The 24,349-nt window shown below is 70.8% G+C and carries 22 protein-coding genes; 14 read left to right on the top strand and 8 right to left on the bottom strand.

Features of this window, described 5'->3' with window-relative positions:
- The first annotated feature begins 42 nt into the window (after positions 1 to 42).
- A complete protein-coding gene (locus OG381_RS29225) occupies positions 43 to 912 on the top strand; it encodes a biotin--[acetyl-CoA-carboxylase] ligase (protein WP_327719053.1) in 870 nt (289 codons plus the stop codon).
- 106 nt (positions 913 to 1,018) lie between these two features.
- On the top strand, positions 1,019 to 2,134 hold the full coding sequence (locus OG381_RS29230; RefSeq protein WP_327719054.1) for an adenylate/guanylate cyclase domain-containing protein: 1,116 nt from the start codon (positions 1,019 to 1,021) through the stop codon (positions 2,132 to 2,134).
- Positions 2,135 to 2,141: 7 nt separating this feature from the next.
- On the opposite strand, the gene OG381_RS29235 is transcribed toward OG381_RS29230, so the two are convergent.
- On the bottom strand, positions 2,142 to 2,771 hold the full coding sequence (locus OG381_RS29235; RefSeq protein WP_327719055.1) for a hypothetical protein: 630 nt from the start codon (positions 2,769 to 2,771) through the stop codon (positions 2,142 to 2,144).
- Positions 2,772 to 2,990: 219 nt separating this feature from the next.
- Between OG381_RS29235 and OG381_RS29240 the strand changes: the two genes are divergently transcribed.
- The 3 genes from OG381_RS29240 to hutH all read left to right on the top strand — a co-directional run bounded on the left by OG381_RS29240 (position 2,991) and on the right by hutH (position 7,051).
- Positions 2,991 to 3,785: an enoyl-CoA hydratase/isomerase family protein gene (locus tag OG381_RS29240; protein WP_327719056.1), complete on the top strand. Its 795-nt coding sequence runs from the start codon at positions 2,991 to 2,993 to the stop codon at positions 3,783 to 3,785.
- 499 nt (positions 3,786 to 4,284) lie between these two features.
- Positions 4,285 to 5,433, top strand: a complete 1,149-nt coding sequence (locus OG381_RS29245; protein WP_327719057.1) for a GGDEF domain-containing protein — start codon at positions 4,285 to 4,287, stop codon at positions 5,431 to 5,433.
- Positions 5,434 to 5,512: 79 nt separating this feature from the next.
- Positions 5,513 to 7,051, top strand: a complete 1,539-nt coding sequence (gene hutH / locus OG381_RS29250; RefSeq protein WP_327722582.1) for a histidine ammonia-lyase — start codon at positions 5,513 to 5,515, stop codon at positions 7,049 to 7,051.
- A 48-nt stretch (positions 7,052 to 7,099) separates the two neighbouring features.
- Here the strand turns inward: hutH and OG381_RS29255 are convergent, their stop codons facing one another.
- A complete protein-coding gene (locus tag OG381_RS29255; protein ID WP_327719058.1) occupies positions 7,100 to 7,900 on the bottom strand; it encodes a hypothetical protein in 801 nt (266 codons plus the stop codon).
- A 42-nt stretch (positions 7,901 to 7,942) separates the two neighbouring features.
- Positions 7,943 to 8,221, bottom strand: coding sequence for an LPXTG cell wall anchor domain-containing protein (locus tag OG381_RS29260; RefSeq protein WP_307037232.1), 279 nt, complete (start codon positions 8,219 to 8,221; stop codon positions 7,943 to 7,945).
- Between the two features lie 131 nt (positions 8,222 to 8,352).
- Here OG381_RS29260 and OG381_RS29265 point away from each other — a divergent pair, with 131 nt between their 5' ends.
- The 7 genes from OG381_RS29265 (at position 8,353) to OG381_RS29295 (ending at position 17,441) form a co-directional block, all read left to right on the top strand.
- Complete coding sequence (locus OG381_RS29265) at positions 8,353 to 8,706, top strand: hypothetical protein (protein ID WP_327719059.1); 354 nt, start codon at positions 8,353 to 8,355, stop codon at positions 8,704 to 8,706.
- Positions 8,707 to 8,912: 206 nt separating this feature from the next.
- A complete protein-coding gene (locus tag OG381_RS29270; protein ID WP_327719060.1) occupies positions 8,913 to 10,175 on the top strand; it encodes a L,D-transpeptidase in 1,263 nt (420 codons plus the stop codon).
- Between the two features lie 136 nt (positions 10,176 to 10,311).
- On the top strand, positions 10,312 to 11,787 hold the full coding sequence (locus OG381_RS29275) for an ABC transporter permease (RefSeq protein ID WP_327719061.1): 1,476 nt from the start codon (positions 10,312 to 10,314) through the stop codon (positions 11,785 to 11,787).
- A 109-nt stretch (positions 11,788 to 11,896) separates the two neighbouring features.
- Positions 11,897 to 12,580: an ABC transporter ATP-binding protein gene (locus OG381_RS29280; protein ID WP_327719062.1), complete on the top strand. Its 684-nt coding sequence runs from the start codon at positions 11,897 to 11,899 to the stop codon at positions 12,578 to 12,580.
- 236 nt (positions 12,581 to 12,816) lie between these two features.
- Positions 12,817 to 16,065, top strand: coding sequence for a S8 family serine peptidase (locus OG381_RS29285; protein WP_327722583.1), 3,249 nt, complete (start codon positions 12,817 to 12,819; stop codon positions 16,063 to 16,065).
- A 78-nt stretch (positions 16,066 to 16,143) separates the two neighbouring features.
- Positions 16,144 to 16,914: a group II truncated hemoglobin gene (locus OG381_RS29290; protein ID WP_327719063.1), complete on the top strand. Its 771-nt coding sequence runs from the start codon at positions 16,144 to 16,146 to the stop codon at positions 16,912 to 16,914.
- A gap of 14 nt (positions 16,915 to 16,928) precedes the next feature.
- Positions 16,929 to 17,441: a hypothetical protein gene (locus tag OG381_RS29295; protein WP_327719064.1), complete on the top strand. Its 513-nt coding sequence runs from the start codon at positions 16,929 to 16,931 to the stop codon at positions 17,439 to 17,441.
- Between the two features lie 9 nt (positions 17,442 to 17,450).
- Here OG381_RS29295 and OG381_RS29300 read toward each other — a convergent pair whose 3' ends face one another.
- Positions 17,451 to 18,371 (bottom strand): helix-turn-helix domain-containing protein, encoded by a 921-nt coding sequence (locus OG381_RS29300; RefSeq protein WP_327719065.1) that lies wholly within the window; start codon positions 18,369 to 18,371, stop codon positions 17,451 to 17,453.
- Positions 18,372 to 18,540: 169 nt separating this feature from the next.
- Here OG381_RS29300 and OG381_RS29305 point away from each other — a divergent pair, with 169 nt between their 5' ends.
- The gene (locus OG381_RS29305; protein ID WP_327719066.1) at positions 18,541 to 19,584 is read left to right on the top strand and encodes an NAD(P)-dependent alcohol dehydrogenase; all 1,044 of its coding nucleotides are present in this window, start codon (positions 18,541 to 18,543) and stop codon (positions 19,582 to 19,584) included.
- A gap of 66 nt (positions 19,585 to 19,650) precedes the next feature.
- Here the strand turns inward: OG381_RS29305 and OG381_RS29310 are convergent, their stop codons facing one another.
- From OG381_RS29310 to OG381_RS29320, 3 genes are read right to left on the bottom strand one after another with little or no spacing between them, the layout of a single operon-like run.
- The gene (locus OG381_RS29310) at positions 19,651 to 20,670 is read right to left on the bottom strand and encodes a FecCD family ABC transporter permease (protein ID WP_327719067.1); all 1,020 of its coding nucleotides are present in this window, start codon (positions 20,668 to 20,670) and stop codon (positions 19,651 to 19,653) included.
- On the bottom strand, positions 20,667 to 21,653 hold the full coding sequence (locus tag OG381_RS29315; protein WP_327719068.1) for a FecCD family ABC transporter permease: 987 nt from the start codon (positions 21,651 to 21,653) through the stop codon (positions 20,667 to 20,669). The genes OG381_RS29310 and OG381_RS29315 overlap by 4 nt, the downstream gene beginning before the upstream one ends.
- Positions 21,650 to 22,714 carry an iron-siderophore ABC transporter substrate-binding protein gene (locus tag OG381_RS29320; RefSeq protein WP_327719069.1) on the bottom strand — a complete coding sequence of 355 codons (1,065 nt, stop codon included), beginning with the start codon at positions 22,712 to 22,714 and terminating at the stop codon, positions 21,650 to 21,652. Before OG381_RS29320 ends, OG381_RS29315 begins: the two co-directional genes overlap by 4 nt.
- A 186-nt stretch (positions 22,715 to 22,900) precedes the next feature.
- On the opposite strand from OG381_RS29320, the gene OG381_RS29325 reads away from it, so the two are divergent.
- Positions 22,901 to 23,671 (top strand): SDR family oxidoreductase, encoded by a 771-nt coding sequence (locus tag OG381_RS29325; protein ID WP_327719070.1) that lies wholly within the window; start codon positions 22,901 to 22,903, stop codon positions 23,669 to 23,671.
- A 1-nt stretch (position 23,672) separates the two neighbouring features.
- On the opposite strand, the gene OG381_RS29330 is transcribed toward OG381_RS29325, so the two are convergent.
- A complete protein-coding gene (locus OG381_RS29330; RefSeq protein WP_327719071.1) occupies positions 23,673 to 24,290 on the bottom strand; it encodes a hypothetical protein in 618 nt (205 codons plus the stop codon).
- Positions 24,291 to 24,349: the final 59 nt, after the last annotated feature.

Genomic DNA, 24,349 nt, shown 5'->3' on the forward strand with positions numbered 1-24,349 from the left:
CCAATCAGCAGTGCGGCGTTTCACACACCTAGGGTGGCTTGCATGACGCCGCGAGATGCTTCAGACGACAGCCGTTGGTCCGACCTCGACCGTCCGCCCCTCAATGGGGCCGCGCTGCGGCGCGGGCTGGTGCGGGACGGGGGGCACGGCGGCCTGTACTGCGATGTGGAGGTCGTGCAGAGCACCGGGTCCACCAACAACGACCTCGTGGGCCTCGCCGTGAAGGGGGGCGCCGAGGAGGGTGCCGTTCTCGTCGCCGAGGAGCAGACGGCGGGGCGGGGGCGGCTGGACCGGCAGTGGACGGCACCGGCCCGCTCGGGCCTCTTCTTCTCCGTCCTGCTGAAGCCGGCCGAGGTGCCGGTGGCGCGCTGGGGCTGGCTGCCGCTGCTCACCGGCGTGGCCGTCGCGACCGGGCTGTCCCGGGCGGCGGGCATCGACACGGCACTCAAGTGGCCCAACGACCTGCTGGTTTCCATCGGCGGCGAGGAACGCAAGGCCGGCGGGATCCTCGCGGAGCGGGCCGGGGAGGACGGGGTCGTCGTCGGCGTAGGCATCAATGTCACGTTGCGTGAGCAGGAGCTTCCGGTCCCCCAGGCGGGTTCGCTGCTGCTGGCCGGGGCGATCACCACGGACCGTGACCCTCTGCTGCGGGCCGTGCTGCGGTCGCTGGAGGAGTGGTACGGCCGCTGGCGCGAGGCGGGCGGAGACCCGGCGGTGAGCGGTTTGCAGGAGACGTACGCGGCGGGCTGCGCGACGCTGGGACGGACGGTACGCGCGGAGCTGCCGGGCGATCGTTCGATCACCGGGGAGGCCGTGGCGGTGGACGGCGACGGGCGCCTGGTGATCGCGACGGAGGAGGGGGTACAGGAGCCGGTGGGAGCGGGAGACATCGTCCACCTGCGACCTGCGTGAACGGCAAAACCCTTCTCTCGGCTCCACGGGAGTGAGCTACGGCACACCTGACGTAAAGTAAAGGCCGGTCGATACCTGACCGCGGCAGATCGGAAGGGCAGCAGGCGTGACCGTCGACGACACGGGGTCCGGCGCGGACACGAACGGCGCCACCCCCGGAGGGGACCCGCACCCGCTCGCCGTGCGTCTGGAGGCACTGATCCTCGGCGCCGAGCGGCGCTACACGCCCTTTCAGGCGGCCCGTACCGCCGGTGTCTCGATGGAGCTGGCCACCCGTTTCTGGCGGGCGATGGGCTTCGCCGACGTCGGACAGGCCAAGGCGTTCACGGAAGCCGACGTCCTCGCGCTGCGCCGGCTGGCCGGTCTGGTCGAGGCGGGGCTGCTGAGCGAGGCGATGGCCGTGCAGGTGGCCAGGTCCACCGGGCAGACCACCGCCCGGCTCGCGGAGTGGCAGATCGACTCCTTCCTGGAGGGCCTGACCGAGCCGCCCGAGCCCGGGATGACCCGTACCGAGGTGACGTACCCGATCATCGAGCTGCTCCTGCCCGAGCTGGAGGAGTTCCTCGTCTACGTCTGGCGGCGCCAGCTCGCCGCCTCGGCGGGCCGGGTCGTGCAGGCCGCCGACGACGAGGAGATGGTGGACCGGCGGCTCGCGGTCGGGTTCGCCGACCTCGTCGGGTTCACACGGCTGACCCGTCGTATGGAGGAGGAGGAACTCGGCGAGCTCGTCGAGGCCTTCGAGACCACCGCCGCCGACCTGGTCGCCGCACACGGCGGCCGGCTCATCAAGACCCTCGGCGACGAGGTGCTGTACGCCGCCGACGACGCGGGCGTCGCCGCCGAGATCGCGCTGCGGCTCATCGAGACGATGGCGAACGACGAGACCATGCCGGAGCTGCGGGTCGGCATCGCCTTCGGCACGGTGACCACCCGTATGGGCGATGTGTTCGGTACGACGGTGAACCTCGCCTCCCGGCTGACCTCGATAGCTCCCCGGGACGCCGTGCTCGTCGACGCCGCGTTCGCCGAGGAGCTGATCCGCACCACCGAGGCCCCCGCCTCCGAGGCGGAGGCCGCCGAGGCCGCGGCCACCGCCGAGAAGGAGGGCGAGGAGCCGCCGACGTACCGCTTCGCGCTCCAGCCGATGTGGCAGCGGCCGGTGCGTGGCCTGGGCGTGGTGGAGCCCTGGCTGCTGACGCGGCGCGCGGGCGGGCCCGCGTAACCGCCGCTCAGCGGCCCAGCGGACCCACGCACAGCCCGATGACGGGCACACACACTCCGCCGGGCTGCTGCGGTCCGGGGGCCGGCGTGGTCTGACTCGGTGCCGGAGTGGGCGCGGGCTGCGGGGCCGCGCTGCTCGGGGCCGCCGCCGGGGGTGTGGTCGCGGGTGCCGGGGTGTTCGGGGCGTCGGGGATGGTCGTGGAGACGGCCGCGGGGACCGCGGAGCCCGCCGGTACGACGGTCGTCGCGGACGGGAGCGGTACCGAAGGCGAGCCTGTCGGTGTCGCGCCGGCCCCGCCCATCGTGGCGGTCGCCGACGGGCTCACCTTCGGTACCGAACCGACGGTCGCGGCGGCGTTGGTCGCCCGGCCCGCCCCGGTGCCCGGGTCGTCGAAGCGGGGTTCGGCCTCTGTGCTGCCGGTGCCCGGGCCGCCGCCGAGGCCCGGCTCGGACGCCAGCCGTACGAGGCCCAGTGCTCCGGCGGCCAGGGCGAGGCCGCCGGCGGCGAGGAGGATCTTGCGGGGGCGGGGACGGCGGTGCCGGCCACGGGGAGCCGCGAAGAGCCGGGGTGGCGCGATCTCCGGAGCCTGGGCGAAGACCGCGTCCAGCTTCGGTGCGGTGTCCGTCATCGTCGTCATCGCGATCCCTCCCCATGCGCTCGCGCCCCCGGTGCGCCGCGGCGGAGCGCACGCTATGCGCTCCTGTGGGCGGTGGGACCCGAGTTGGGCGGGATGTCACTCGAACGGGGAGTCGGACGGGGATGCGGGAACCGTCCGTGCCTGCTGCCCTTTCGCGCCGGGGGCCGGGCTGCGATGATCGGGGCGGATGTTGTTAACCCGCGTTAACCGGAGGGTGTCATGAGCGAGGAACGGTTCGGGGAGTTCGTGCTGGTGCGGCGGCACGGGCACGTCGCGGAACTGGCCCTCGACCGGCCGAAGGCCATGAACGCCGTGTCGACCGGGATGGCCCGGTCGCTGGCGGCGGCCTGTGCGGCGCTGGGGGACGACAAGGACGTCCGGGCGGTCGTGCTGACGTCGACGCACGAGCGGGCGTTCTGCGTCGGGGCGGACCTGAAGGAACGGAACTCCTTCAGCGACGCCGACCTGGTGCGCCAGCGGCCGGTGGCCCGCGGTGCGTACACCGGGGTCCTGGAACTGCCGGTGCCGACGATCGCCGCGGTGCACGGCTTCGCGCTCGGCGGCGGTTTCGAGCTGGCCCTGTCGTGCGACGTGATCGTGGCGGACCGTACCGCCGTGGTGGGGCTGCCGGAGGTCTCGGTCGGGGTGATTCCGGGCGGCGGGGGCACGCAGCTGCTGCCGCGTCGGGTGGGGGCCGCCCGGGCCGCGGAGCTGATCTTCACGGCGCGACGGGTCGAGGCCGGGGAGGCCCGGGAGCTGGGGCTCGTGGATCTGCTCGTGGAGGAGGGGCGGGACCGGGAGGAGGCGCTGGAACTGGGGGCGCGGATGGCCGCGAACTCCCCGGTGGGGTTGAGAGCCGCGAAGAAGGCGTTGCGACTCGGCCACGGGCTGGACCTGAGAGCGGGCCTCGAGGTCGAGGACGCGGCATGGAGGTCGGTGGCGTTCTCGGGCGACCGGGCGGAGGGGGTACGGGCCTTCAACGAGAAGCGGCCACCTGAGTGGCCGGGGGAGTAGTGGCTGAGGGCGTGGGGGCCGGGCTGGGCTTGGCGGGGCGGGGAGCGCCCCAGGCGGCACGCATGCCCGCAGGCTAGGTGGGTTCACGGCCATCCGCCGGCTGCGCCGGGCAACCCAGGGGCGCGGGGAACTGCGCGACCAGCCCCCACGCGCCCGCGCTCCGCCGACCCGCTCAGCCGCCCCTGCCTTTCCGGCGCACCAAGCCCCACGCGCCCGCGCTCCGCCGACCCGCTCAGCCGCCCCTGCCTTTCCGGCGCACCAAGCCCCACGCGCCCGCGCTCCGCCGACCCGCTCAGCCGCCCCTGCCTTTCCGGCGCACCAAGCCCCACGCGCCCGCGCTCCGCCGACCCGCTCAGCCGCCCCTGCCTTCCCGGCGCACCAAGCCCCACGCGCCCGCGCTCCGCCGACCCGCTCAGCCACCCCCCACCTTTGCGGCTCCCCCACACCTGTTCGGCGCATCAATGTCCCTGTTCGTCCCAAACCTCCCTAGCCTGGAGTGATGGGTGAGGACAAGCGGCTCGCGGCCGTCGTCGCGTTGGCTCAGGGCATGGCGGCAGCCCATGGTTCACGCGAGGCGTGGCGCGCCGCGGCGGCCGGTGCCTGCCGTGCCCTCGGCGGGAGCTTCGCCGCGCTGTCCGTATGGGAGCGGGAGCTCGGACGGCTCAGGGTCCTCGTCAACGTCGGGGAGCGGGCGCCGGACGAGGAGGAGTTCCCCGACGGCGAGGCGTACCCCGTCCATCAGTTCCCCGAGATCACCGAGTTCCTGCACGAGCGGTGGGCCGGGGGCGGCGAGCCCAACGCCTGGGTGGAGACGGCCGAGGGACCCGCCGCCGGGCGCCGGCCCGGATACGTCCACCAGCGCGTCGCCGCCCTGCGCAGAAGGGGCCGCGGCTGCTGCGTCGTCGCCCCCATCGTGCTCAACGGCCGCGCCTGGGGCGAGCTCTACGTCGCCCGCCCCGCCGGACACCCCGTCTTCGACCGCGCCGACGCCGACTTCGCCACCGTCCTCGCCTCCGTCGTCGCCGCCGGGATCGCCCAGACCGAGCGGCTGGAGGAGGCGAGACGGCTGGCGTTCACCGACGCGCTCACCGGACTCGCCAACCGTCGCGCCGTCGACGTACGCCTTGACGAGGCGGTGGAGCGGCACAAGCGGGAGGGCGTCGTCGTCAGCCTCGTCGTCTGCGATCTGAACGGGCTCAAGCGCGTCAACGACACCCAGGGGCATGCCGTGGGTGACCGGCTTCTGGAGCGGTTCGGGTCCGTGCTCTCCCTCTGTGGAGCCATGCTGCCGGGGGCGCTCGCCGCGCGGCTCGGCGGGGACGAGTTCTGTCTGCTCGTCGTCGGGCCCGGTGCCGACGAGGTGGTCAAGGCCGCCGACGAGCTGTGCCGCCGGGCCTCCGAGCTGGAGCTGGGGGACGGTGTGGCCTGCGGTGTCGCGTCGACCGAGGATCCCATCGGGCCCGTCCGTTCGGCCCGCCGGCTGTTCCGGCTCGCGGACGCCGCGCAGTACCGGGCGAAGGCCGAGCACGCCGCCAAGCCGGTCGTCGCGGGGCGGGAGGGGCCAGACGACCCCGTCGTACGGCTGGCGGACGAGCCCTCCGGGGAGGGGCGGGCGGAGCGCCGGCGGTTCCGGGGGCGGCGGCTGTGACGTACGCACGGGTAAGGGGCAAACCCCTACCCCACTCGTGACATCCTCGTCTTCAGTGCGTACGCTCCTGAATATGGATATGCACACTGTGGTGGTGGGGACGTCCGGGGTGACCGCGTCCGACGTTCTCGCCGTGGCGCGCGACGGCGCCCGGATCGAGCTCTCCGCCGAGGCGGTCACGGCACTCGCCGCCGCCCGCGAGATCGTGGAGGCGCTGGCCGCCAAGCCCGACCCCGTCTACGGCGTGAGCACCGGCTTCGGCGCACTGGCCACCCGGCACATCAGCACCGAGCTCCGCGCCCAGCTGCAGCGCAACATCGTCCGCTCGCACGCCGCCGGCATGGGCCCGCGCGTCGAGCGGGAGGTCGTACGGGCCCTGATGTTCCTGCGGCTGAAGACCGTCTGCTCGGGGCACACCGGTGTCCGTCCCGAGGTCGCGCAGACCATGGTCGACGTGCTCAACGCCGGGATCACCCCGGTCGTCCACGAGTACGGCTCCCTCGGCTGCTCCGGAGACCTCGCGCCCCTGTCCCACTGCGCCCTCACGCTCATGGGCGAGGGGGACGCCGAGGGACCCGACGGGGTCCTGCGGCCCGCCGGTGAACTGCTCGCCGCGCACGGCATCGCCCCCGTCGAGCTGCGGGAGAAGGAGGGCCTCGCCCTTCTCAACGGCACCGACGGCATGCTCGGCATGCTGGTCATGGCACTCGCCGACCTCGACATGCTCTACAAGTCGGCCGACATCACGGCCGCCCTGTCGATGGAGGGCCTCCTCGGCACCGACAAGGTCCTCGCCCCCGAACTGCACGCCATCCGCCCCCACCCGGGGCAGGGCGCCAGCGCCGCCAACATGCTGGCCGTGCTGGAGGGTTCGCAGCTCACCGGGCACCACCAGGACGACGCGCCGCGCGTCCAGGACGCCTACTCGGTGCGCTGCGCCCCGCAGGTCGCGGGCGCCGGGCGGGACACCATGGCCCATGCGCGGCTGGTCGCCGAGCGCGAGCTGGCGTCCGCCGTCGACAACCCCGTCGTGCTGCCCGACGGACGGGTCGAGTCCAACGGCAACTTCCATGGCGCGCCCGTCGCCTACGTCCTGGACTTCCTGGCCATCGCCGCCGCCGACCTCGCGTCCATCACCGAGCGGCGTACCGACCGGCTGCTCGACAAGAACCGCAGCCACGGCCTGCCGCCGTTCCTCGCGGACGACGCGGGCGTCGACTCGGGGCTGATGATCGCCCAGTACACCCAGGCCGCGCTGGTGAGCGAGATGAAGCGGCTGGCCGTGCCGGCGTCGGCGGACTCGATCCCGTCCTCCGCGATGCAGGAGGACCACGTCTCCATGGGCTGGTCGGCGGCGCGCAAGCTGCGGACGGCCGTCGACAACCTCACCCGGGTCGTCGCCATCGAGCTGTACGCCGCCACGCGCGCGGTGGAGCTGCGCGAGGGACTGTCCCCGGCGCCGGCCTCGCGGGCGGTCATCGAGGCCGTACGGAAGGCGGGCGTCCAGGGTCCGGGCCCGGACCGGTTCCTCGCGCCCGACCTGGCCGCGGCGGACGCGTTCGTGCGCAGCGGGCAGCTGGTGGCGGCGGCCGAGACGGTCACCGGACCGCTTCGCTAGAGAGCGTGAAGGGGCCCTGTCGTGCGACAGGGCCCCTTGCGGCGGTGCTTACTTGAGCTTCTTGGCCTGCGCGTCGACGACGGTGCCGTCGATCGGGTACGGCTTGCCGGTCATCAGCGAGCCGAGGTTGATCGTGTAGTACGTGGCGATGGTGTTGCCGTGCCGGACGACCTCGGCGTGGACGGTACCGGTGTCGGCCGAGCCCTCCATCTCGCCCTCGGAGGCGAAGGCGATCGACTCGTCGCCGACGCCCGAGCCCTTCTCCGTGGTGATCTTGGTGAGCTTCTGCTTCTCACCGTCCGCGTTGACCGTGAAGCCGCCGGAGCAGCTCGCGACGGCGTCCGAGACGGACTTGAAGGTCTTCGTCGCCCCGTCGCCCTCGTAGGAGGAGAGGCCGACGATCGTCACGTTGACGCTCATCGCGTCCGTGAGGGTGTCCTCCACCTCGCCCTCCGACAGGTCCTCCACGGACTTGGAGGCGGTGTCGGTGGGGTTCTTCTCCTGAGTGGCCTGGACGCTGGCCTCCGCGGTCGCGTCGCCGGGCGCCTGGGCCGACATGGCGAAGGCGAGCGGCCGGCACTTCTCGTCGGAGGTCGTGACCTCGTCCTTGGTCTCCGGAGCCCCGAGGGTCTTGGCGACCTTGTAGCCGTCCAGGTCCCCCTGGGCGAGGATCAGCTTCTTCAGTTCGGCCGCGGTGTACGTCTTCCCGGCCGGGGCCGACGAGGAGGAATCCGACCCCGTCTCCTTGGCGTCGTCCGAACCCTCGTCCGAACAGCCCGTGATGAGGGCGAGTGACAGCGCGCTCACGGCGAGCGTGGCGCCTATGCGCGCCCCCGGTGATCTCTTCATGAGCGGACTATGAGGTTTTGGTCAAACGCGCGTCAAGTCGATTCAAAAACCGAGACGTTCCCGGCGCACCGAATAGACGACGAACCCGGCACCGAGCCCGAGGAAGGCCGTGCCGCCGACGACGTACGGCGTGGTGTCGAAGCTGCCGGTGTCGGCGAGCCGGGCGCCGTCCTGTGTGTCCTGGTCCTGGGCCGCCTCGGCGGTCGTGGCCCTGGCCTGCTGCGTGACCTGCGTTCTCGCCGGTTCGTCCTGGGACGCGTTGGCGGAAGGGACGAACCACAGGGCGCCCAGGAGGGTGCCCGCGGCGGTGGCGGTCAGCAACGAACGGCGAGCGGGTGACACGGAATATCGATCCCCTTGTGGCGCTGGCGAATTGGCCGTGTGGGGCGATGTTAATGAAAGGGGCGGGTCACAGGAAAGTCACGGGGACGAAGGGCCGTACTCTCCGGGACATGAGCACTTCAGAGACATCACGTTTTGTCCGCCTTCGCGTGGAACTCGTCGTCGAGATCGGCGACGAGGAGGCCGTGACGAGGGCCGCGCTGGAGCGGATCGCCGACGATTCCGAGATCCCGGCCGACGAGCAGGCACACGCCGAGAGCGCTGTGACGGAAGACACCGCGGAGGCCCTCGCGTATCTCGTCGATCCGTTCGACCTGGTCAGCGAGGTGCCAGGGGTCGAACTCGTCCAGGCCTCCTGGTCGAGCGAGCAGACCGACTACGACCCGGATTCGCCGGAGTGGGACCTCGACGAGGATGATGTGACCGAGGACGAGGAAGAAGAAGCGACATCGGCGGCCGGCTGAGCAGTCTTGGGGAAATCGTGACCCCGGACGGCAACCGCCGTCCGGGGTTTGCTCGTCTCAGGGGGCGCACGGACCGAGATCCACACCACCCGCCACGGCGGACGTGGTGTGCCCCACACCTTCGAAGAATGTGGAACGGGACGAACCGGTCGTAGCGTTGAAGATTCATTAACGGGGACTCTCGGGGTTTTGGGGATTCGGCAACGATGGAGAAGCGTGTGATGACGGTCAGTAAGCGGCGCAGGGGCCTGACGGTCGCGTCCGCACTGCTCGGCGGTGTACTCGTACTGTCGGCCTGCTCCAGCGGCGACGACGATGCCGCCGGCAGCAGCAACGACACCTCGCAGGCCAAGGCCGACGAGGCGGCGGCCAAGAAGACGTCCGAGGCCGACATCAAGATCACGCCCAAGGACGGTTCGGACAACGCCTCCATCAACAACTCGGCCGCCGTCACCGTGAGCAAGGGCACGCTCACGGACGTCTCCATGACGACCGCCGACGGCACCGAGGTGGCGGGCGCGCTGTCCGCCGACAAGACCAGCTGGAAGCCGAGCGCCCAGCTGGAGCGCTCGACCACCTACAAGCTGGCCGCCGAGGCCAAGGACTCCAACGGGCGCGTGGCCCACGAGAACGCCTCGTTCACCACGGTCTCACCGACCAACAGCTTCATAGGCAACTTCACGCCGGAGGACGGTTCCACCGTCGGCGTGGGCATGCCGGTGTCGATCAACTTCGACAAGGCCATCACGAACAAGTCGGCCGTCCAGAAGGGCATCACCGTCTCCTCGTCCAGCGGCCAGGAGGTCGTCGGGCACTGGTTCAACGCCAACCGCATCGACTTCCGCCCGGACGACTACTGGACCGAGAACTCCACCGTCACGCTGAAGCTCGCGCTCGACGGTGTCGAGGGCGCGGACGGTGTCTACGGCGTCCAGCAGAAGACGGTCACCTTCAAGATCGGCCGCAACCAGATCACGTACGTCGACGCGAAGACCAAGCAGATGAAGGTCACGCAGGACGGCAAGACGGTCAAGACGATCCCGATCTCGGCCGGCTCCCCGGAGAACAAGACGTACGAAGGCATCATGGTGATGTCCGAGAAGTTCAAGGAGACGCGCATGAACGGCGCGACCGTGGGCTTCACCGACGACGACGGCAAGGGCGAGTACGACATCAAGGACGTGCCGCACGCCATCCGCCTCACCAACTCCGGCACCTTCGTGCACGGCAACTACTGGGGCGCGAAGTCCATCTTCGGCAGCGTGAACACCAGCCACGGCTGCGTCGGCCTCTCGGACACCAAGGGCGCCAACGACAAGGGCACCGCGGGCTACTGGTTCTACAACAACTCGATCGTCGGCGACGTCGTGATCGTCCAGAACACCGGCGACAAGACGGTCTCCCCGGACAACGGTCTCAACGGCTGGAACCTCAGCTGGGCCGACTGGAAGGCCGGCTCGGCCGTCTGATCCAGGGTCAGTTCACAGTTTCCCGATGCCGCCCCCAGGGGCGGCATCGGTGTTTCCGGGCCTCACCACAGCCTTCTCATGCATCTCTTATTTGGGCCTTATCCAGTCATCACGCGCCGTACCTAGCTTGCGGCGCATGTTCTTCACCTACCTGAGGCGCGAACTGCGCCGCCGCAGAAAGGCGGCCCTCGTCGTCGCCTCCGGGCTCGCGCTCGGTATCGCGCTGGTCATCGTGGTCAACTCCGTGTCCTCGGGCATGGGCAAGGCCCAGGACAAGGTCCTGGAGTCGCTCTACGGTCTCGGCACCGACATGACGGTCACCAAGGCCGCCCCGGCACAGTCGGGCGACAACGCCCAGCAGCGCCCGCGTTTCCAGTTCGACGCGCAGGACGGCGACTCCGACGCGGAGCAGAGCAGCGACATCGTCATGCCCCAGGGCTTCCAGACGCTGGCCGCCACCACCGTCACCAAGGTCGGTTCGCAGAACGGTGTCGCGGACGCGGTCGGCGGTCTGAGCCTCCAGGTCATCAAGGTCGACGGCCAGTTCACCCGCGGCCAGTTCCAGCAGAACGACAGCGGCGGGCAGCAGCAGGGCCGCCCCGGTGGGAACGGCGGCGGCACCGGCCAGCCGCAGGGCGAAGTGCGGGGCGGCGGCGCCGACTTCGACGTCAACAACTACTCCGTCTACGGCACCGACGTCACGCAGTCCGGCGCCGGCCCGCTGACCTCCTCCAAGATCACCAGCGGCCGTACCTTCAAGACGACGGAGACCGACGCCAAGGTCGCCGTCGTCGACTCGGCCTACGCCAAGGAGAAGGAACTCAAAGTCGGCTCCACGGTCACCATCAAGAAGGTCAAGTTCAAGGTGATCGGCGTCGCGACCGCGGACAGCGGCGACGCGGCGGCCAACGTGTACATCCCGCTCAAGCAGGCGCAGACGATCAGCGACCAGAAGAACAAGGTCACCACGATCTACGTCAAGGCGACGGACTCCCAGCGGATCGACGCCGTCAAGTCGACCATCCAGAAGAACATCTCGGGTACGACCGTGACGACCTCCGCCGACCTCGCGGACACCGTCTCCGGCTCCCTGTCCACCGCCTCCGACCTCGCCACCAGCGTCGGCAAGTGGCTCTCCATCGCGGTCCTCATCGCCGCGTTCCTGGTCGCCGGTCTGCTGACCTCCTCGGCGGTCTCCCGCCGGGTCCGTGAGTTCGGCACGCTCAAGGCCCTGGGCTGGCGCTCGGGCCGGGTGACCCGGCAGGTCGTCGGCGAGGCGATGGTCAACGGGCTGCTCGGCGGCGCGCTGGGGATCGCGCTCGGCCTGGCGGGCGCGTACGTCGTCACGGCCATCAGCCCCACCCTGGAAGCCCAGTTGGGCGGGGGCACAAACGCCGGTGGCGGTCCCGGCGGAGGCGGCGGCTTCGGCGGCGGCCCCGGCCGCCAGGCCGCGTCCCGGACCCTGGACGTCGCCCTGACGGCCCCGGTGAGCGTGACGACCGTGGCCATAGCGGTGGGCCTCGCGGTGGCCGGCGGCCTGATCGCGGGCGCGTTCGGCGGCTGGCGCGCGTCACGGCTGCGCCCGGCGGACGCGCTGCGGCGAGTCGAGTAGCGCGGGGTTCCGCTGGGACTGGCGGGACTTGACCCACCCAGGGGCGCGGGGAACTGCGCGACCAGCCACGACGCACCCGCAGTCGAACAACACTCAGGAGCCACCCACCATGTACGAACTCAGAAGCGTCACCAAGCGCTACACCCGCGGCAAGGAATCCGTGGACGCCCTCGCCGGCATCGACCTCACCATCGCCGACGGCGACCGCCTCGTCATCCAGGGCCCCACCGGCGGCGGCAAGTCCACCCTCCTCCAGATGCTCGGCGGCCTGGACCGCCCCACGGCGGGCGAGGTCGTCCTCGACGGCACCGACCTGGCCAAGCTCTCCGAGGCCAAACTCACCAGGGTCCGCAGCGAGAACATCGGATTCGTCTTCCAGTCCTTCAACCTGATCCCCACGCTCACCGCACAGGAGAACGTGGAAACCGCCCTCGTCCCCCTCGGCACGAAGGTGAAGGAGCGCCGCGAACGGGCCGCCGAGGCACTGAAGTCCGTAGGTCTCGGGGAACGCCTCGGACACCTGCCCGGCGAGATGTCCGGAGGACAGCAGCAGCGCGTCGCAATCGCCCGCGCCCTCGTCAAGAACCCCAAGGTGCTGCTCGCCGACGAACCCACCGGCAACCTCGACGAGTCGATGCGCGACGAGATCATGGACGTACTCGAACGCATGTGGAAGGAGCTCGGGCTCACTTTCATCATGGTCACGCATGACTCGGCCCTCGCGAAGAAGGCCCCGCGGATCGCGACCATTCGCAAGGGCAAGATCACGGTGAAGGAGAACGCGGGCGCCTGAATATGAGCAACACGTAACAGTGCCTCCTGTGGGGTTCCTGTCTATTGAGGTGCCTGATCACCCCCCGGCATACTGCGTATTCCGGGGGGCGACGCGCATGCGTACGGGACCACCCCCGGCTGGGTGAACGGGGAATTCACCCGGTTCTTCTGCAAGGGGGAAACTTGCGCAGACAAGTGAAAAGAGTGTGTGCTGCCACCGTGGCCACGGGAGCAGCGGTCGCCCTCGCGGCGGGCATGACCAGCCCCGCGGCGGCGCAGCCGGAACAGGCGGCGCCCTCACCGGCCGCCTCCTCTTCGCTCAAGGCACACCACCGCATCACCCTCATCACGGGTGACCGGGTCTCCGTGACCGCCAAGGGGCAGGTCGTCAGCGTCGAGCGGGCGGAGGGGCGCGAGCACATACCCTTCCAGATCCGCAAGGCCGACGGGCACACCCTGGTCATCCCCGGCGACGCGGCCCGTCTGGTCACCGCCGGCAAGCTCGACCAGCGACTGTTCGACATCACCGAGCTCAACAAGTCCGCGACCCGCAAGTCGCAGGCCAAGGGCCTGAAGGTGATCGTCGGCTACAAGGGCGCCGCCACCGCCGCCAAGGACGACGTCCGCGACGCCGGTACCCTGCGCCAGACCCTCAAGGCGCTGAACGCGGACGCGGTGCAGACCCCGGCCGCCGACGCGCCCGAGCTCTGGGACGCGGTCACCAACGGCGACAAGACGGCCTCCGGCATCGCGCACGTCTGGCTCGACGGCGTCCGCAAGGCCAGCCTCGACAAGTCCGTCCCGCAGATCGGCGCTCCCAAGGCGTGGGCCTCGGGTTACGACGGCAAGGGCATCAAGATCGCCGTCCTGGACACCGGCGTCGATGCCACTCACCCGGACCTCAAGGACCAGGTGATCGACGCCAAGAACTTCTCCGCGGCCGCCGACGCCACCGACCACTTCGGCCACGGCACGCACGTCGCGTCCATCGCGGCGGGCACCGGCGCCAAGTCGGGCGGCAAGCTCAAGGGCGTGGCGCCCGGCGCCAAGATCCTCAGCGGCAAGGTCCTCGACGACTTCGGCGGGGGCGACGACTCCGGCATCCTCGCCGGCATGGAGTGGGCGGTCGCGCAGGGCGCCGACGTCGTCAACCTCAGCCTCGGCGGCATGGACACCCCGGAGATCGACCCGCTGGAGGCGGCGGTCAACAAGTTCTCCGCCGAGAAGGGCACGCTCTTCGCCATCTCGGCGGGCAACTCCGGTCCGCAGTCGGTCGGTTCGCCGGGCAGCGCGGATGCCGCGCTCACCGTCGGCGCCGTCGACGACAAGGACAAGCTGGCCTCGTTCTCCTCCACCGGCCCGCGGATCGGCGACAGTGCCATCAAGCCGGACGTGACCGCGCCGGGCGTGGACATCACGGCCGCCTCGGCCAAGGGCAGCGTCATCGAGCAGGAGGTCGGCGAGAAGCCGGCCGGCTACCTGACCCTCTCCGGTACGTCGATGGCTGCCCCGCATGCCGCGGGTGCCGCGGCGATCCTCAAGCAGGAGCACCCGGACTGGACGTACGCCGAACTGAAGGGCGCGCTCGTCGCCTCCACCAAGGGCGGCAAGTACACCCCGTTCGAGCAGGGTTCGGGCCGGATCCAGGTCGACAAGGCCATCAAGCAGACCGTGATCGCCGAACCGGTGTCGGTGAGCTTCGGTACGCAGCAGTGGCCGCACACCGACGACAAGCCGGTCCCCAAGAAGCTGACGTACCGCAACCTCGGTGACAAGGACGTCACGCTGACGCTCTCGTCGAAGGCCACCAACCCCAAGGGCGCGGCGGCTCCGGCGGGCTTCTTCAAGCTCTCCAAGACGAAGGTGACCGTCCCGGCGGGCGGCACGGCCTCCGTCGACTTCACCGTCAACACCAAGCTGGGCGGCACGGTCGACGGCGCGTACTCCGCGTACGTGACCGCGACGGGCGGCGGCCAGACGGTCCGTACGGGCGCGGCCGTGGAGCGTGAGGTGCAGTCGTACGACCTCACCATCAAGCACATCGGCAAGGACGGCCGGCCCACCAAGGACTACGACTCCGTCCTCGTCGGCTACACCGGCCTGGCCAAGGACCGCGGCTACCGGGTGACGGTCGACGAGTCCGGCACCACGAAGATGCGGCTGCCCAAGGGCGACTACCTGCTGGACGCGTGGATCGCCAAGGACTGGGTGAACTTCGAGGGCGGTCTCGACTGGGTGGTCCAGCCGAAGCTGAGCATGACCAAGAACCGCTCGGTGACGATCGACGCCCGTAAGACCAAGGCGTCCGACATCACGGTCCCGGACGCCTCGGCCAAGCCGGTGTCCGCGATGATCAGTTACTTCTACGAGCCAGCGATGCTGCCCATCGGGGTCGGCATGGACTCCTTCGAGAACATCCGGATCGCGGCGCTCGGTGCCGATGTCCCCAGCGGTCTGACCCAGACCTGGTTCGGGCAGTGGGCCAAGGGCGCGAACACCGAGTACGACGTGGCGACCAGTGCCAACGTCAAGCACCTCGTCGGCGACAAGGTCCGGCACTACAAGCAGAGCGAGCTCGCCACGGTCAAGGCCGCCATGGGTGCCGCGGCGAGTGGCAAGACCGGCGCGATCAGCCCGTGGGGCCTGCTGCCGAACGACTACGTCTTCGGTGCGCCCGTCGAGCAGCCGCTGCCCGGCACCCGCACCGTCCACCTGTCCACGGGTGACCACATCAAGTGGGGCCTGGACTTCCTGCAGTACGGGGGAGCCAAGGACCCGGAGGGCCTCTCCATCCCGGAGGCCGGCTACACCCTGGGTGACCCGCAGACGTTCAAGCCGGGCACCACCTCCACGAAGACCTTCAACACCGCGGTCTTCGGCCCGCACATCAACAAGGCCAACGGCGTCTTCCGCGAGGGCAACTACCTCTACGGAGCCATGTCGCTGTTCGCCGACGGTGCCCAGCACTCGGGCTCGTCCGACTTCACCGCGGTGAAGACCGAGCTGTACCGCAACGGCACGAAGGTCGGTTCCAACCAGGACCCGCTCTTCGGGGAGACGTTCACGGTTCCCGCCGCCGACGCCGAGTACAAGCTGACGTCCTCCGTGAAGCGGAGCGTCAAGCTGGCGGCGGCCTCGACGCGGATCGACGTGAGCTTCACGTTCCGCTCGAAGAAGGCCGCGGGCGACGACGCCGTCACGCTGCCCGCCTCCACGGTCCGCTTCAACGCCAAGACCGGGCTGGACAGCCGCGTCAAGGCCGGCGAGACGGTGAAGATCCCGGTCACCGTCGAGGGCGCGGCCAAGGGTTCCAACCTGAAGTCGCTGTCGGTGTACGTGTCGTACGACTACGGCAAGACCTGGAAGAAGGTCACCGTCACGGGCGGCAAGATCACCGTGAAGAACCCGGAGAAGGGGAAGGGCATCTCCTTCCACGCCAAGATCGCCGACAAGAAGAACAACAAGTCGACGATCTCGATCTACAACGCGTACTACGGAAAGTAGTCCGCGGCAGTAGGCCATGAGCGAAAGCCCCACCGGAGGTGCAGCCTCCGGTGGGGCTTCCGTGTTTGTGTGGGGCCCATGACCGCCCACACCGTGGAATACGTCCGGTACCACATCCCGGAAGACCGTTCGGCGGAGTTCCTGGCCGCCTACACCCGCGCCGCGGCCCAGCTGGCGGCGGCGCCGCAGTGCGTGGACTACGAACTGGCGCGCTGCGAGGAGGACTTCGCGCACTTCGTCCTGCGCATCACATGGACCTCGACCGAGGACCACCTCGAGGGATTCCGGAAGTCGGAACTCTTCCCCGCCTTCCTCGCCGAGATCCGCCCGTACACCGCCGACATCGAGGAGATGCGGCACTACAAACCGACGACGGTACGCGGCGCCGGCTCGGCCGTGCCCACGCTGTACGAGTGGGCGGGCGGCGCCGAGGCCTTCGCCCGGCTGACGTCGGTCTTCTACGGCAAGGTCCTCAAGGACGACCTGCTGGCCCCGGTGTTCGACGGACTGGCCCCCGAGCACGCCGAGCACGTGTCCCTCTGGCTGGCGGAGGTCTTCGGCGGCCCGCCCGGGTACTCCGAGACCCAGGGCGGCCACGGCCACATGGTCGCCAAGCACCTGGGCCGGGGCATCACCGAGCCCCAGCGCCGCCGCTGGGTCGGCCTCATCCAGGACGCCGCCGACGAGGCCGGCCTGCCGACCGACGCCGAGTTCCGCTCGGCCTTCCTCGCCTACGTCGAGTGGGGCACCCGGCTCGCGGTGTACTTCTCCGGACCGGACGCCAAGCCGCCGGCGGAGCAGCCGGTGCCCAAGTGGGGGTGGGGGATGATGCCGCCGTACCAGGGGTGACGTAGGGTCCGCGCATGACCGCTGCCGTGACCGCCATGATCACCGCCGTGGTCGGTGTCCTCGGCACTCTCTTCGCCCCTGTCCTCAGCCAGCGGCTGACCTCGCGACAGCGGGCGCAGGAGGCCGAAGTCGCCGAGCACAGGCGGCTGTTCGAGGACCGCCGGACCGCCTACACGGCGATGAACCGGGCCTCGCGGCACTTCCACACCCTCCTCAAGGACGCCCTGCACCGGCTGCGCGACGACGTCTACACCGACCACGACCGCGAGCAGCTGGAGGAGGTGCGGCGGGAGTACCGGGACCGGTACGCCGAGGCGCAGATGGTCGTGCCCGAGCGGATCCTCGATGCCTCGCGGGCCGTGAACGAGGTGCTCGCGGGCATCGACGCCTTGGTGAAGCGGCTCGACCGGGGGCGGGCCCGGGACGGGGAGAGCGCCGTGCAAGCGTTGCTCGACCTGAAGGAGGCCGAGCCGCGGCTGTCCGAGATGCGGCGGCTGATGCGCGAGGACCTCGGCGTCGCGGACTGAGGCGCCCGGTCAGGCCCGCGGGGCCGTCGAGCCCTTGCCCGCCCGGGTCGCGTCCGTGCCCCAACTGGCCAGCAGGCGCAGGGCCTCCGCCGAGGGCGAGCCGGGTTCGGCGTGGTAGGTGATCAGCATCTGTTCGCTGTCGTCGGAGAGCCGGAACGACTCGAAGGAGAGGGACAGTTCGCCCACCAGGGGGTGGCGGAAGTGCTTGACGCCGTAGCCCTTCTCCTTGACGTCATGGGTGGCCCACAGACGTCTGAACACCTCGCTCTTGACCGAGAGTTCGCCGACCAGGGCGGACAGGCGCGGGTCGTCGGGGTGGCAGCCGGCGTCCATGCGCAGATAGCTGACGATGTCGGTCGCCTTCGATTCCCATTCCACGAACAGGTCGCGGTACTCGGGCCGCAGGAACACCATCCGGGCCCAGTTGCGGTCCTGCGGCGGCAGTTCGGACCAGTCGCCGAAGACCGCCGCGGCCATCCGGTTCCAGGCGAGGATGTCGGAGCGCCGGCCCGAGATGTAGGCCGGGACCCCCTCGATCGAGTCGAGCAGCTGGAGCAGCGCTCCGCGCACCTGCTGGGTCCGCCCGGTCTGCTTCTTCTTGTGCTGCTTTGGCTTCGCGAGATGCGTGAGATGGGCGTGCTCGGCGTCGGTCAGCCGCAGGGCACGGGAGATCGCGTCCAGGACCTCCGCCGACACGTTCCGTCCGTTGCCCTGCTCCAGGCGCGTGTAGTACGCCACCGACACCCCGGCCAGCTGCGCCAGCTCCTCGCGCCGCAGCCCCGGCACCCGCCGGTGCCGTCCGAAGTCCGGCAGGCCCACGTCCTCCGGCTTCAGCCGGGCCCGCCGGGTGCGCAGGAACTCGCTCAGCTCGGCACGCCGGTCCAGCGCGCCGCCGGAGGGCTCCTGTACGGGTTCGGGGCGTTCGTCCATGCCTCAAGTATTCACGGTCGTACGCTCATCATCCTGACCCCGCCAGTAGTAGGAACAGCGAACGTAGGCAGAGCGGTGACCTGGGTGAACGTCCTCCGGTCGGGCAGGGTGGTGTCGTACCCGGTCAGAAGGCGGCCGGGTGCGACACCACTGCTAGGAGAACCCCGGCATGACCACCGTTGCTGCGTACGCCGCCCCCGCCGCGAAGGCTCCGCTGGAGCGCACCACCATCGAACGGCGCGCGGTTGGCGAGTTCGACGTCCTGATCGACATCAAGTTCGCCGGCATCTGCCACTCCGACATCCACCAGGCCCGCGAGGGCTGGGGCGAGGCCATCTTCCCGATGGTCCCCGGCCACGAGATCGCCGGCATCGTCTCCGAGGTCGGTCCCGGCGTCACCAAGTACGCCGTCGGCGACCGGGTGGGCGTCGGCTGCATGGTCGACTCCTGCCGCGAGTGCGACAACTGCAAGGCCGGCCTGGAGCAGTACTGCACCGGCGGCGGCATGGTCGGCACGTACAACGCCGTCGGCAAGGACGGCGAGCCCACCTACGGCGGCTACTCGGAGAAGATCGTCGTCGACGAGAACTACGTCGTCGGTATCCCCGAGGGCATCGCCCTCGACGAGGCCGCGCCGCTGCTCTGCGCAGGCATCACCCTGTACTCCCCGCTCAAGCACTGGAACGCCGGCCCCGGCAAGAAGGTCGCCATCGTCGGTCTGGGCGGCCTCGGCCACATGGGCGTCAAGATCGCCCATGCGCTCGGCGCCGAGGTCACGGTCCTCTCCCAGTCGCTGCGCAAGAAGGACGACGGCCTGAAGCTGGGCGCCGACCACTACTACGCCACCAGCGACCCGAAGACCTTCGAGGAGCTGGCCGGCACCTTCGACCTGATCGTCTCCACGGTCTCGGCGCCGATGGACTTCGGCGCCCTGCTGTCCCTGCTCAAGCGGGACGGCGCCCTGGTGAACGTCGGCGCCCCCGAGGAGCCGATCCCGCTCAACCTCTTCTCGGTGATCGGTGGCCGCAAGACCCTCGCCGGTTCCATGATCGGAGGTATCGCCGAGACCCAGGAGATGCTGGACTTCTGCGCGGAGCACGGCTTCGGCGCGGAGATCGAGCTGATCCGCGCCGACGAGATCAACGAGGCGTACGAGCGGGTGCTGGCGAGCGACGTCCGGTACCGCTTCGTCATCGACACGGCGACGATCTGAGACACGGCGGCGATCTGACGCCTCCCGCATGACCGAGGGCCCCGGAGCCGCACTGCTCCGGGGCCCTCACCGCTTCCCCAGCAGCCACAGCAGATACGGCCCGCCGACCAGCGCGGTGAGCGCGCCGACCGGGATCTCCAGCGGAGGCAGGAGGGTGCGGGCCGCGAGATCGGCGGCGACCAGGACCACGGCACCCGTCAACGCGGCGTTGACCAGCGGCAGTTGGGGTGTGCGGGTGAGGCGGCGGGCCAGCTGGGGTGCGGTGAGGGCGACGAAGCCGATGGGCCCGGCCGCGCCGGTCGCCGTCGCGGCGAGCACGACCCCGAGGACGGTGAGCCCGAGCCGCACCCGGTCCACCCGCACCCCGAGCGCGGCCGCCGTGTCGGGGTCCAGCCCGAGCGGCAGGGACGCCCGGCTCGCCCATCCGAGCGCGGGCAGCGAGAGCAGCAGGACGACGGCCAGGGGCCCCGCCTGCTCGTAGCCCCGCCCGTTGAGGCTCCCCGTCAGCCACAGCTTGATCTGCTCGGCCGCCTCCAGCTCGCTGTCCGTGAGATACAGCTGCACGACGGCGGAGAGCGCGACCCCGATCCCGACGCCCGTGAGCACGAACCGGCTCGGCTGCATCCCGTGCCGCCAGGCGAGGACGTAGACCAGCGCGGCGGCCGCGAGCCCGCCGGTGACCGCGACGACGGGCATCGCCCCGGGTGCGGTGACGGTCCCGGTGGCCAGCGCGAGGACGGTCGCGGCGGCGGCTCCGTGTCCGACGCCGATGACGTCGGGGCTGGCGAGGGGATTGCGGGTGACGGTCTGCACGAGCGCCCCGGCCAGCCCCAGGGCGGCGCCGACGAGCGCGCCGAGCACGATGCGGGGTACGCGGAACTCGGCCACGACGAGTGCGTGCGGGCCGTCCCCGGTACGCAGCGTGTGCCAGACCTCGGCGGGGGAGACGTACGTCTGTCCGAGGCAGGCCGAGGCCAGCATGACGCCGGCCAGGAGACCGAGGAGGACGACGGCCACCGCGGCGGAACGCCGATGCACCAGGAGCGAGGTGGTCGGCGTGGGTCGCAGGACGGTCCGCGTCTTCACGAGGCCATGCCTCTGCGTCGTACGAGAACCACCAGCACGGGCACTCCGACCAGCGCGGTCATGACCCCGGCCGGCACCTCCGCGGGAGCCCGCACCACCCGGCCCGCCACATCGGCGCCGAGCAGCAGCGCGGCTCCCAGCAGCGCCGACAGCGGCAGCACCGCCCGGTGCCCGCCACGGACCAGCCGCCGGGCCAGATGCGGCACCGCGAGCCCCACGAAGGCGATGGGTCCCGCCGCGGCCACCGCGGCGGCGGTCAGCAGCGTCGCGCCGAGCGCCGCGGAACCCCGTACGAGACGCACCCGGTGCCCCAGCGCCCGAGCCGTCTCGTCGCCGAGCGCCAGCGCGTCCAGTCCTCGCGCACAGGCCAGCACCAGCACCGCCCCGGCACACAGGAACGGCAGCATCCGTACGACCGTCCCGGCGTCCCGGCCGCTCAACGCGCCCACCTGCCAGAACCGGAACTGATCCAGCGTCGCCGAACTCGACGTCAGGACCACCGTCGTCCCGCCGGCCGTCATCGCCGAGAACGCCGTCCCCGCCAGCGCCAGCTTCACCGGCGAGGCCCCGCCCCGGCCACGCGCGGCGAGGGCGTACACCAGGCACGCGGCGACGACGGCACCGGCGAAGGCGTACCGGACGTAACCGGCGAAGCCGTTCGCGAGGCCGAGGGCGATGGCCAGCACGACCCCGGCCGCGGCGCCCTGGCTCAGCCCGAGGATGCCGGGGTCGGCGAGGGGGTTGCGGGTGACGCCCTGGAGCGCGGCGCCCGCGAGCCCGAGCGCGGCCCCGGCGGTGAGCCCGACCTCGGTGCGGGGCAGCCGCAGGGACCGTACGACGAGCGCGTCCGGTGAGCCCCCGCCGTGCAGCAGCGCGTCGAGGACGGCCGAGGGCGGGACGGGTCGGGTGCCGACGGCGAGGCTGAGCAGTGCCGCGGCGGCCACCGCGAGGACGGCCGCCGGCCAGGCGAGACGTGCGGTCACTCGCCGATGTGCTCGGTGAGCTGTCGTACGACCAGACGCGCGGCGGTGGGACCGGCGTTGAGATACCAGGGGTCGTCGTCGACCTTCACCGTGTGTCCGGCCCGGACCGCCTTCATGGACTTCCACAGCGGGCCGGCGAGGACGCTCGAGGCGTCGGTCTTCTTCGCGTCGCCCTGCACGGAGTAGAAGATCCAGTCCCCGTCGGCGGTGTCGACGCTCTCCGGCCCGATGTCCTCCGAAATGGCGTGGAACCGCTGGGACTCGGGGCGGTCGAGGCCCATGTCCACGGCGAGGGAGCCGGTGAAGGAGGAGACGCCGAACATGCGGGTGCGGTCGGGGGTGAAGCGGACCATGGAGACGGTGGGGCCGGTGCCGAGTGCCGCGCCCTGCTTCTTGGCGTCGGCCACGATGTCGTCGAGCAGTTCCTGGGCCCGCTGCCCCTTGCCGACGGCCGCGCCGACGAGCAGGAGGTCGCGCTTCCAGTTGATGCCGTTGCCCGCGGTGATCACGGTGGGCGCGATCTTCGACAGCTTGGGGTAGAGGTCGCCGAGGGAGTCGTTGGCGAGGATCAGGTCCGGCTTCGCGGCGGCGAGCGATTCGAGGTTGGGGGCCTGGCGGGTGCCCGCGTCGGTCATGCCGGCGAGCTCGGCCCTGTCCTCGGGGAAGGCGTCGGCGAGGTAGCCGGGGACGAGTCCGGCGTTGTCGGCGCGGGTGGTCGCGGTGGGGACGAGGCCCAGGGACAGCAGGTCGTCGAGCTGGCCGGTGCTGAGCACGGCTATCTTCTTCGGCTCGGTCTTGAGGGTCGTTTCGCCCTTGAAATGGGTGACCGTGCGGGGGAAGGTGCCGTCGGTGTCCTGGTCGGAGCCCATGCCGGCGGCGAGGGCGGTGGGGGCTGCGGAGGGGCCTTCCGAAGCGCCTTCCGAAGCGCCTGCGGAGGCGCCGATGACGTTGCTGCGGGAGCCTTCGTCCTTCTTCGCGCCCGCGTCCGTCGACGAACAGCCGACGAGGAGCCCTCCGATGGCGACCGCGGCCAGGACGGCCTTCGTTCTCACTGCGCGCACGACGTGCTCCGGCAATCTTGTGGGGGGATTTGCTTAGGCAAGGCTTACCTTAAGCGGTGTCGCTGTGTGCTCCTCGCTCGGGACGAGAAAGCAATACGAGAAAAAATCCGCCGCGCCTGTCACATCGTCCCGACGGCCGGGGTCAGTCCGGTGAAGGCAGTCGAACCTCGCGGAACTGGAGCAGACATGACGAAGACGGCACCCCTTCTGGTCACCGGCGGCACGGGCACCCTGGGCGGTCACGTGGTTCCGCTGCTGCGGGCGGCCGGTCACGAGGTGCGGGTCCTGAGCCGCGGTGCCCGCGAGGGCGGGGACGGCGTCGAGTACGTCACCGGCGATCTCCTGACGGGGGAGGGCGTGGCGGCGGCGGTGGCCGGTGTGGAGACGGTCCTGCATCTGGCGGGCGGGCCGAAGGGGGACGACGAGGCGACCCGGAATCTGGTGCGGGCCTGCGTCGGCACCGACGTGCGCCACCTCGTCCAGATCTCGGTCATCGGCGCCGACCGCGTGCCGCTGGCCTGGCTGCGGAGCAAGCTCGACGCGGAGCGGGCCGTCGCCGGCTCGGGCATCCCCTGGACGACCCTGCGGGCGGCCCAGTTCCACGACCTGACCCTCACGATGATCGAGAAGATGACGAAGCTGCCGGTGCTCCCGGTGCCCGGAGGCCTGCGTCTTCAGCCGGTGGACTCGGCCGAAGTGGCGGCGCGACTCGTCGAGTTGACGCTGGGGGAGCCCCAAGGGCTGGTACCCGACATCGCGGGTCCGAAGACGTACGACATCGCCGAGCTGGCCCGTCCATACCTCGAACTCCGCGGAAAGCGGACCCGGTTGAGGATGCCGGTGCGGATACCGGGCAAGGCGGGGAAGGCGTACCGGGCGGGGGCGAACCTCACGCTGCGGGGGGCGGAGACGGGGAAGCGCACGTGGGAGGAGTTCCTGGCGGGGCGCGTGGAGTGACTCAGTCGGCGGGGGCGCGGGTCCACAGGGTCACGTCGCTGCTGGTCGCCACGGCGAGAGTACGGCCGGAGGGGGAGAAGCCGACGGCTCGCAACTCGGACCAGGTCGAGTGGAAGATGTGCCACCACCCCTCTCCGTGCGGCGCGCGGTGCGACATGCTGCTGCCGCGGGACAACAGGACCCGGTCGTGCGGCCAGTCGGGACTCACGACCTCCAGGACCCAGCCGTCCCCGCTGCTCGTGTGCAGAGCACCGCCGAGAAGCCCGGCGACGTGCACCCGGCGACCGGCGATCGGCCCGAGCCCCCTGCACAACAGCCCGGGAGGCGCGTCGCGCCCGCACTCCTCGGCATCGGGATCCGGGTCGCGGTCCCGGGCGATCCTCTCTCCCGTCACAGCGTCGAACAGCCCGTGCCCGTCCCCGGAGACGACCATCACCAGGTCACGCCCATTCCCCGGATGCGTGGCGAAACCGATACCGAGCAACCCCCCGACGGGGACACCCCCCTCGAAAACCGACCGCCAGGGCTCGGGCGCGGGCACGACCGGGGCGGCGAGCATACGGTCCCGCAACTCCGCCTGATAGGCAGTCAGTCGACCGCGGCCACCGACCTGCTCCATGTTTGTCACCCCACCATGATCCCGGATCTTGGTTCGGGCCTTCGGGAGTGGGGCTGACG

It is taken from the genome of Streptomyces sp. NBC_00490 (genome assembly GCF_036013645.1).
Taxonomy (GTDB): domain Bacteria; phylum Actinomycetota; class Actinomycetes; order Streptomycetales; family Streptomycetaceae; genus Streptomyces; species Streptomyces canus_F.